Source organism: Candidatus Methylomirabilota bacterium, from assembly GCA_036002485.1.
In the GTDB taxonomy this organism is placed as follows: Bacteria; Methylomirabilota; Methylomirabilia; order Rokubacteriales; family CSP1-6; genus AR37.
Genome location: DASYTI010000044.1, coordinates 24,889 through 33,589, shown reverse-complemented (window position 1 = coordinate 33,589; position 8,701 = coordinate 24,889). Strand labels below are relative to the sequence as shown.

The following is an 8,701-nucleotide window of genomic DNA, read 5'->3' as shown; positions in this document are numbered from 1 at the left end:
CGCCATGCTGCCCAAGGAGGCCGAGTACGCGCACCCGCGCGGCTGGCCGGCCAAGCCGAGCGAAGCCGTGCAGCGCATCGACGACAACTACATCATGGCCGACATGGTCGCCAAGGCCGTCAACGGCATGCCGACCAAGCGTGCCATGGACTGGGGGCAGGAGCAGGTCGCCCTCGCCGTTAAGGGGCAGCTCAAGGTCGGCTGAGGCATCCCGTGGCCGTCGGACCCCGCGTTCTCGAGGCGGCCGGGCTTCCCCGGGTCGGCCGCCTCTCGCGTCTTCGCGAGTGGTGGGAGCAGGAGCACGTCTTCGGCTATGGCCTGATCGTCCCCGCCCTCGTGCTCCTCGTGACGCTCGTCGCCTTCCCGTTCGGAATGGCCATCTACTTCAGCCTCTCGGACTACTGGGTCGGATCACCAGGCCCGTTCGTCGGCCTCAAGAACTTCCGGGAGATCCTCGGCCAAGAGACATTCCGCCAGGCCGTCCAGAACTCTTTCGTCTTCACCTCCATCGCCCTGACCCTCAAGACGGTCCTGGGCGTCTGGCTCGCCATGCTCCTCTCGCGCAACCTCCGGTTCAAGCGGGTGATCCGCGGCGTCGTGCTCCTGCCCTTCGTGATTCCGACGGCGCTGTCCACCCTGGGCTGGTGGTGGATGTTCGACTCGCTCTACAGCGTGGTCAACTGGACGGCCATCCGGCTTCACCTGATGAGCCCGCCCGGGCCGAACTGGCTCGGGCAGTCGACCTATGCCATGGCCGCGGTCATCACCGTCAATGTCTGGCGAGGATTGCCCTTCTTCGCCATCACCGTGCTCGCCGGACTGGTCGCCGTGCCCCGCGAGTACCTCGAGGCGGCCGAGGTGGACGGGGCGAGCTCGTGGGGCCGCTTCTGGCACGTCACCCTGCCTCTCATCAAGCCGGTGCTCGCCGTGGTCATCCTCTTCTCGACGATCTTCACGTTCGCGGACTTCAACATCGTACAGGTGCTGACGCGCGGCGGCCCCATGAACACGACGCATCTGTTCGCCACCCTCGCCTACCAGGTCGGCCTCCAGGGTGGCAATCTCGGTCAGGGCGCGGCCATCTCGCTCTTCATCTTCCCCCTGCTCGCCATGGTGGTGTTCTTCCAGCTCCGCTACATCCGGAAGGAATAGCCGTGGCCATCGCGAGCAGCCGCGGCGCCAGACTTCGCTCGAACGCCTTCGCCTACGCGAACCTCGTTCCCTACATCTTCTTCGTGATGTTTCCCTTCTATTTCATGGCCGTGACCTCCTTCAAGTCGAACGCGGAGCTCTACAACCTCAAGTCCGTCCCCTTCGTGGTCCAGGCCCCCATCATCGATCACTACACCTTCCTCTTCGCCCGGACGGAGTTCCTGACGTGGATGAAGAACAGCCTCCTCGTGGCCGTGGTGGCCACGCTGGCCTCCGTGAGCATCGCCATCCTCGCCGGCTACAGCCTCGCGCGCCTGCGCTTCCGGGGCGCCGGCGGCTTCGGCACCGCCGTCTTCGTCACCTACCTCGTCCCCCCCACGCTTCTCTTCTTGCCGCTTTCTCAGGTCGTGGTCTGGCTCGGGCTCGCGGACTCCGTGGCCGCCCTCATGGTCACCTACCCGACTTTCCTGGTGCCCTTCTGCACCTGGCTTCTCATGGGCTACTTCCGGACCATCCCGCGGGAAGTCGAGGAATGCGCGCTCGTGGACGGGGCCACGCGCATGCAGACGCTGTGGAAGATCGTGCTCCCCATGGCGCTGCCCGGCATCATCTGCGCCGTCCTCTTCAGCTTCACCCTGTGCTGGAACGAGTTCACCTACGCCCTGACCTTCATCTCGCAGTCGGGCAACAAGACGGCGGTGGTGGGGGTGACGGCGGACCTGATCCGCGGCGACATCTACTACTGGGGGTCGCTCATGGCGGGGGCGCTCCTCGCGAGCATCCCCATCGTGATCGTGTACGTCCTCTTTCTCGACTACTACGTCTCCGGCCTCACCGCGGGCGCCGTCAAGGGCTAAGTCTTTCGAGCTGAACACCGGCCGGGGCCAAAGGCCCAGGTCGGTGTGAGGCAAGTGCCGAATAGAGACTCGGAGGGGGTTTTGTCCCCCTTCCGAATCCTCCCCGCCCAGAAGGCAGTGCGAGCTGCATGACGTCGCGGGGCTGGGGCCCCGCCGTGCGAGGCGAGCGATTCTAAGATCGCGCCGGCAAGTCGGCGCTCGAGCGGACCGCCAGTTGCGCATCGCTGCTTCATACGTCTGCCGCCGACTACTCCCGGTAGGCTCTGGCAGGTCGCGGGCGCTCGGACTCGAGCGCGCTATCTTGAGCGGGTAGGAGCGGGCGCCGCCTTGCCGTAGGGCCGCGGCCTCCCGTGGAACGGTCTCACCTCGGAGACCAGCAGTTGCAGATCCCCGTGGTCCGCCTCCACGCGTCCACCCACCAGGAACGGCCCCGGATTCGTCACGGGATCCTCGAGTGACGTGTAGGCGGCCGGGAAGAGCACAGCCTCGATCATTCCGCACTCATCCTCCAGCGTCACAAACTGCATGATCTGGGCTCCGAGCGTGGCGAGCCGGCGGGTGGCCGCCACCACGCCGGCCACCTTGACGAAGCGGCCAACCCGAGAGGCGAGCTCAGCCGTGGTGACGCACCCGGCGCGCGCAGCCTCCTCTCGCAGCACCCGCATCGGATGGTCGGAGAGATGCATGCCGAGGTAGGTCAGCTCGTCGCGGACCCGAACGAGCGCGCGGTACGTCTCCACGCGCGGCCCGCGCGCCTCCGGAGCCACGAAGCCCTCGAGGCTCCGCGCCGTCGGCCCAATGCGCAGGCGGCCCAGCAGGGCCCGGTGCGAGAACGGGTATCCCTCCGAGGCGAGGGGCGCGAGCCCGTCGCAGGCGCCGGAGAGAACCAGCGCTTCCATCTCCCGGTACGGTAACGGTGCGCGCTCCAGGAGATCTTGCAGGTCACGGAAGGGACGCTTCGTCAAGATGAGCGTCCGGCTCCTGGCCGCCACCCGCTTCAGCGAGGCCAGACCGACTCGCACGGCACCACCCGCCACGGTGCAATGAAGCCCGGCCAGATTGACGTGTGGAGGGAGAAGCCTGACGCCGTCTCTGGTGAACGCGGCGGCCACCGTGCGCAGCGGATAGTGTCCGCCATAGTGGTTGAGCACCGCGCTGGCGAGGTCGACCGGATGGTGCGTCTTGAGATAGGCCGATTGCCAGGCGAGCTGCGCGTAGCTCGTAGCATGCGCCTTGTTGAACGAGTAGGCGGCGAAGCGCGCGAGGGCGCGCCAGACCGTGGCGGCCTCGCTCTCCGTGGCTCCCGTCGCCTCGGCGGCCGTGGTGAACGCGCGCTCGAGCCGGGCCAGGGCACCCGGCTCATCCTGGCCCCGAACGATCGCGGCCCGCATGTCGTCGGCCGCCTCCAGCGACCATCCCGTCATCGCCGAGATGACGCCCATGATGTCCTCTTCGTAGAGCATCATTCCGTGCGTCCCGCGCAGGCGTTCAGCGAGTCGTGGATGTGGCAGATCCGGCGGCTCCTCGCCTCTCGCTCGACGCACATAGGCCGCCTTGGCTTCACCCGACGCCGGACCGGGTCGCACGATGGCGAGCGCGGCGGCGAGGTCGGCGATACCGCGCAGGGGAAGCTTGCGCAGCACGGCCCGCATGGCGGGCGTCTCGATCTGAAAGCAGCCGACAGTACGGGCCTCGCGGAGGGCGGTCAGTGTCGCGGGATCGGCATCCGGCATGGCGGGCACGCGCCCCAGCGAGTCACACGTCTCCTGGATGGCGCTCAAGGCCCGGTTGCCAAGGAGATCGATCTTGACCAGTCCGATCCTGGCCACTGCTGCCATGTCGAACTGGGTGACCAGCACACCTTTGGGCGCCCGCTCGAGCGGCACGTGGCATTCGACACGAGGCTCGGCGATCACCACGCCGCCCGGATGAACCGAGAGGTGCTGGAACATGCCGATCAGCCGCTCGATCAGGGGTACGGCGGCACGATAGTGCTCGGGCAACAGGTGGAGGGGGAGCGGTAGCTCACCCCCGAGCTCGTCGGCGGGCAGCCGGCGGGAGAACTGGTCCACGTCGACGGGCGCCATGCCGAGCGCCTTCAGACCTTCCCGAAAGGCAGCGCGCCGGCCGAAGGTCTGGTGCGCGGCCACCATGGCCACCCGTTCCTCGCCGAAGCGGCGGAAGACCCACTCCAGAAGCTCCTCCCGCCGGTGCGACGGCACATCGACATCGATGTCGGGGAAGTTCTTCCGCTCCGCATGGAGGAAGCGCTCGAAGTAGAGTCCGTGCCGGATCGGATCCACGGCGCTGATGTCAAGGAGATGGACTACGAGCGACCCCACGGCCGAGCCTCGGCCCATCACGGCGATTCCCTGGCTCCTGGCATGCCCGGCGATCTCGCCTGCGATCAGGAAAAATCCGGCAAGGCCGCGGCGGCCGATCACGGCAAGCTCGTGGCCGAGCCGCTCCTCGTACTCGTCGCCCTGGCCGCCTCCTTCCTGACGCCGGCCGTGGAGTCGCTCGCGGCAAATCTGAGCCAGGCGAACGTCGGCCGTCTCGCCCGGGGCGAGGGCGATCGAGGGAAGCACGGGCCGGTTCTCGGTGAGATCGAGCGTGCACGCCTCGGCCACGCGAAGCGATTCCGCCAGGGCTTCCGGAGCGTCGTGATAGATGGCGCGGAGCTCGGCGATCGAGCGCAGGCTCCGCTCCGGCGGCTCCGCCTCCGTCACTTCGAGCGCCCGCTGCCGGTGCCGGATGGCCATCCGGAGAACATGCAGGTCCCGGTCGGAGCAATCGGCCATGACCACGTCCGGATCCGCCACCGTCCGCACTCCGCGAGGCGGCGCGGCGCTCTCCGGACGGACGAGCAGAAAGCGGACATCTTCGGAGGGCACACCGGCGCGAAGCAACCGCTCAACCACTGAGGCATCGTCGCTCAGGAAGAAGACGCCGCAAGGCTCAGCGTCCAGGCACTGGAGCGGATCGTGTCCTTCGGGGAAGATATCGCACCGCCGACGGGTAATGACGCGGCAGAGACTCTCGTAGCCCGCGCGATCCCGGGCGAGGAGAACGAGCCGGCCGGCCTTGGCTCCCAGCACGCCTGGTCCATACGCGGCGCGAAGCTCAACGCCGGTAATCGCCTTGATGCCGTGTGCCCGCGCGGCATGATGCAGCCGCACCTGGCCGTAGAGATTCTCCACGTCGGTCAAGCCAAGCGCCGGATAGCCGAGCTCGGCGGCGCGCCGCACCAGCTCTTCTACCGACGCGGTGCCGTATCCGGCGGAAAAGTCGCTCTTGACGTGGAGAGGGGCGAGCATCCTTGGCTGCTCAGCTACAATGAATCCTGTGGCGGATCGGACTGAGACGGGCACCAGCGCGCTGCAGTTCATGCCGGCAAAGATCTCGCTGAGCTCCCTTCGGGAGGCCGCGCGCGAGTGTCGGGGGTGTCCGCTCTACTCGCACGCGACCCAGACTGTTTTCGGCGAAGGTCCCCGCTCGGCTCGCGTCGTCCTCGTCGGAGAGCAACCGGGCCACGACGAGGATCTTCAGGGCCGGCCCTTCGTAGGGCCCGCCGGCAGAGTCCTCGACGAGGCGCTCGAGGCCGTGGGCCTCGACCGGCGCGACACTTACGTCACCAATGTGGTCAAGCATTTCAAATGGGTCGCCCAGGGGAAGCGGCGGCTCCACAAGAAGCCGGGCGCTTGGGAGATCGGCGCCTGCCTGCCCTGGCTGGAGAAGGAGATCGAGATCATAGAGCCCGAGGTCATGGTGTGTCTGGGGGCGACCGCCGCGCAGGCCCTCCTGGGGCGCGATTTCAAGGTCACCGCCCGCCGCGGCGAGGTGCTTCCGTCGCGGTTCGCCCCGCACGCAGTGGCCACCGTCCACCCTTCTTCCATCCTACGCCAGCAGACAAGCGAGGAGCGGGAGCGGGAGATGCATCGCTTCATCGCCGATCTGAAAGTGGTCGCCCGGCTACTGAACGGCCATACGCGCTCGAGCTGAGCTTCTCCTTGAGCGGCAGAGCAGGCTATGGCACGCCGATTGCTAGTTCCTCTCTATTGTGAGACTCGCCGTGGCGCGTTCCTCCCGGCTGCGCTCCCGCCGACGACTCCGCGCGGCCGCCGTCGATCCTTCGGAGGCGGCGGGCGCCGCTCAGCTTCGGTACGTCTCCGACGGGAAGCCCGGGCTCAAGCGGGTGCGTCACGGGGCCGGCTTCCGCTATCTCGGGACCGACGGAGCGCCGACCCGCGACCTGATCACGCTTCGCCGCATCCGGAAGCTCGCCATCCCCCCGGCCTGGACTGACGTGTGGATCTGTCCCCTGCCCCATGGGCATATCCAGGCGGTCGGACGAGACGCGCGCGGCCGCAAGCAGTATCGCTACCATCGGCGCTGGCGTGACGTGCGGGACCAGACGAAGTACGCCCGGCTCATAGAGTTCGGGAAGACGCTGCCGAAAATCCGCGAGCGCGTCGAGCAGGACCTGTCCCGTCCCGGCCTGCCCCGGGAGAAAGTGCTGGCCGCGGTGGTCCGGCTCCTCGAATCGACGCTGATCCGCGTCGGCAACGAGGAGTATGCGCGGCAGAACCGCTCCTATGGGCTCACGACGCTTCGGAGCCAACACGTCACCGTCGAGGGCGCGCGGCTTCGCTTCGAGTTCCGGGGCAAGGGCGGCAAGCATCACACCGTCGGCATCACGGACGGTCGGCTGGCGCGCGTGGTCCGGCGGTGTCAGGAGCTGCCCGGCCACGAGCTCTTCCAGTACCTGGACGATGAGGAGCAGCGGCAGTCGATAGACTCGGCGGACGTCAATGCGTACCTGAGAGAGATCGGAGGCGACGACTTTACAGCCAAGGACTTCCGGACATGGGGAGGCACGGTCCTCGCAGCCTTCGCGCTGGCCGCGCGAGCGGCCTCGGAGGAAAGCGGCAATCTCAAGCGCCAGCTCGCGGGCGCCATCAGCGAGGTTGCACGCCGGCTCGGGAATACGGTGGCCATTTGTCGAAAGTGCTACATCCATCCGGATGTGATCGCCGCCCACGCGGAACGGGCGCTCACGATGGCGCTGACCCGGGAGGCCGCCGGGGGCAATGGGCTTCTCCCCGAGGAGCTTGCCGTGCTCAGGCTTCTCGAGGCGCGCCGGCGACTCGCCACGGCCCGCTGAGCTCGTCGTCTCCAGCTCGCCGACGAAGCGCGCACGATCTGAGAGCGGTAGCCAAGCTGCTGAATGGACGGTGAGCGGCCTCGAACTGAGCGACGCTGCGACGGTCACAGTACCTTCTCAGTCCAGCCACGCCACGCGATACCGGTCGCGGGCTTGATTCAGGAACTCTCTCAGCTCCAGCATGGTCAAGCTTGGCGGGGTCGAATGACGCGTGGGTATCTTGCGCAAAAAATCGAAGTGATATCGGACGAAGACCCCGAAGTCCCGGGGATATGCCGCCTCGTCGACGCCGATGAAGTCCGCGTGCTGCAGGGCTCGCGAAAATAGGCTACGCCATTTTTCGATGGGCACGAGCCCGATCGAATCGACCCCGTGCGAGAAGAGCGTGATGAGGAGCTCGTCGAACGGCCGCGCCTGGCGAAGATAGTCGTCGAGGGCACCAAACGAGCCCTCGGTGTTGAACACCATCCAGAAGGGGACCGAGCGGGTGCGGGTCGTCCAGTACGGCTCCATCAGGATGAAGGAGTCGACGACCAGTCGATTGTCGGCGACGCCGAGCCGTTCGTACCACCAGCGATGCAGGTCGGCCACCAGCGGACTCATGGCCTCCGGCTGCTCGAACCGGACGCGCTCGACACGATAGCCGTGGCGCTGTGCGAAGCGCTCCACATCCTCACCGAGCGCAGGTGCGAACCCCCACTCGGCCTCAGGACTGGTCCCATCCGGGGGGGGCGGCTCCCATCGGATCCTGTTGGACTTATGGCGCCGGAGATAGGCTTCGACGCGCTCCCCCCCGTGCATCATCTCCTCGGGGTTGGAGCCACCGAGGGCCCCGAACTGAAAGACATACCGATCGCCACGGCGCGTGGTGGGCCACGGGAGACCGCACTCCATCACGATGATGGTCCCGCCCGGCTTCAGGCACTCGCGGAGGAAGCGCTCGTAGGCGGGCCCGAGGGTTCGGCGCTTGAATCGGAAGTAGCTCATGCGCCGGACCATCAGCCGATCCTGGACGGGGTCGTGCATGTGATGAAGCTCGAGATCCGGATTTCTCCCCAGGACGAGGTCGGCGTGGGGCTCGGCCCAGCGCATCTCCTCCTGCGGCTCGTCGGGCCGAACACCGGAGCGTGCGACGGGGACGAGAAAAGTCTGCGGCAGCCAGGGAATTCCGAGGGCCGCCCACAGGTGGACGGCAGCGCCATTGGACGAGCCGACCACGACGGCCGGATACTCTCGTCGCGGATACAGCCCGGCCATCCAGGCCGCGATCTCCTCGCCGCTCACGGAGGCGAGCTTCCGCGTCGAGATCGCCTCCAGCCATCCACTCCAGATATAGACCTGCTCCTGGAGCGGCTTGGGCAAGCGATTGACCACCGACGCGACCAGCTTCATGATCGGCACCCGCGAGGGGGGCATGGCGCCGAGGAGCGGGAGATCCTCGCCCCGCAGGTACCCGGCGAGGGCGCGGAGCATACCGGTGGCGGAATCGAAATCGGCGAGGTAGTCGACGTGATCGGCCATCACGCGC

At 67.3% G+C, this 8,701-nt stretch carries 7 protein-coding genes; 5 read left to right on the top strand and 2 right to left on the bottom strand.

The genetic code is table 11. The features are described from left to right. The 3 genes from VGT00_05330 to VGT00_05320 all read left to right on the top strand — a co-directional run. A partial coding sequence (locus tag VGT00_05330; protein ID HEV8530815.1) for a hypothetical protein occupies positions 1–205 on the top strand: 205 nt, incomplete at its 5' end. 8 nt (positions 206–213) lie between these two features. Continuing rightward, entirely contained in the window at positions 214–1,152 is a 939-nt protein-coding gene (locus tag VGT00_05325) for a sugar ABC transporter permease (protein HEV8530814.1), read from the top strand. A gap of 2 nt (positions 1,153–1,154) precedes the next feature. Beyond that, positions 1,155–2,009, top strand: coding sequence for a carbohydrate ABC transporter permease (locus VGT00_05320; protein HEV8530813.1), 855 nt, complete (start codon positions 1,155–1,157; stop codon positions 2,007–2,009). Positions 2,010–2,305: 296 nt separating this feature from the next. On the opposite strand, the gene dnaE is transcribed toward VGT00_05320, so the two are convergent. Beyond that, positions 2,306–5,326 (bottom strand): DNA polymerase III subunit alpha, encoded by a 3,021-nt coding sequence (dnaE, locus tag VGT00_05315; GenBank protein HEV8530812.1) that lies wholly within the window; start codon positions 5,324–5,326, stop codon positions 2,306–2,308. Between the two features lie 70 nt (positions 5,327–5,396). Between dnaE and VGT00_05310 the strand changes: the two genes are divergently transcribed. Beyond that, complete coding sequence (locus VGT00_05310) at positions 5,397–6,011, top strand: UdgX family uracil-DNA binding protein (GenBank protein ID HEV8530811.1); 615 nt, start codon at positions 5,397–5,399, stop codon at positions 6,009–6,011. A gap of 70 nt (positions 6,012–6,081) precedes the next feature. Beyond that, positions 6,082–7,173 (top strand): DNA topoisomerase IB, encoded by a 1,092-nt coding sequence (locus VGT00_05305; GenBank protein ID HEV8530810.1) that lies wholly within the window; start codon positions 6,082–6,084, stop codon positions 7,171–7,173. Positions 7,174–7,290: 117 nt separating this feature from the next. On the opposite strand, the gene VGT00_05300 is transcribed toward VGT00_05305, so the two are convergent. Beyond that, entirely contained in the window at positions 7,291–8,694 is a 1,404-nt protein-coding gene (locus tag VGT00_05300) for a hypothetical protein (protein HEV8530809.1), read from the bottom strand. Between the last annotated feature and the right edge of the window lie 7 nt (positions 8,695–8,701).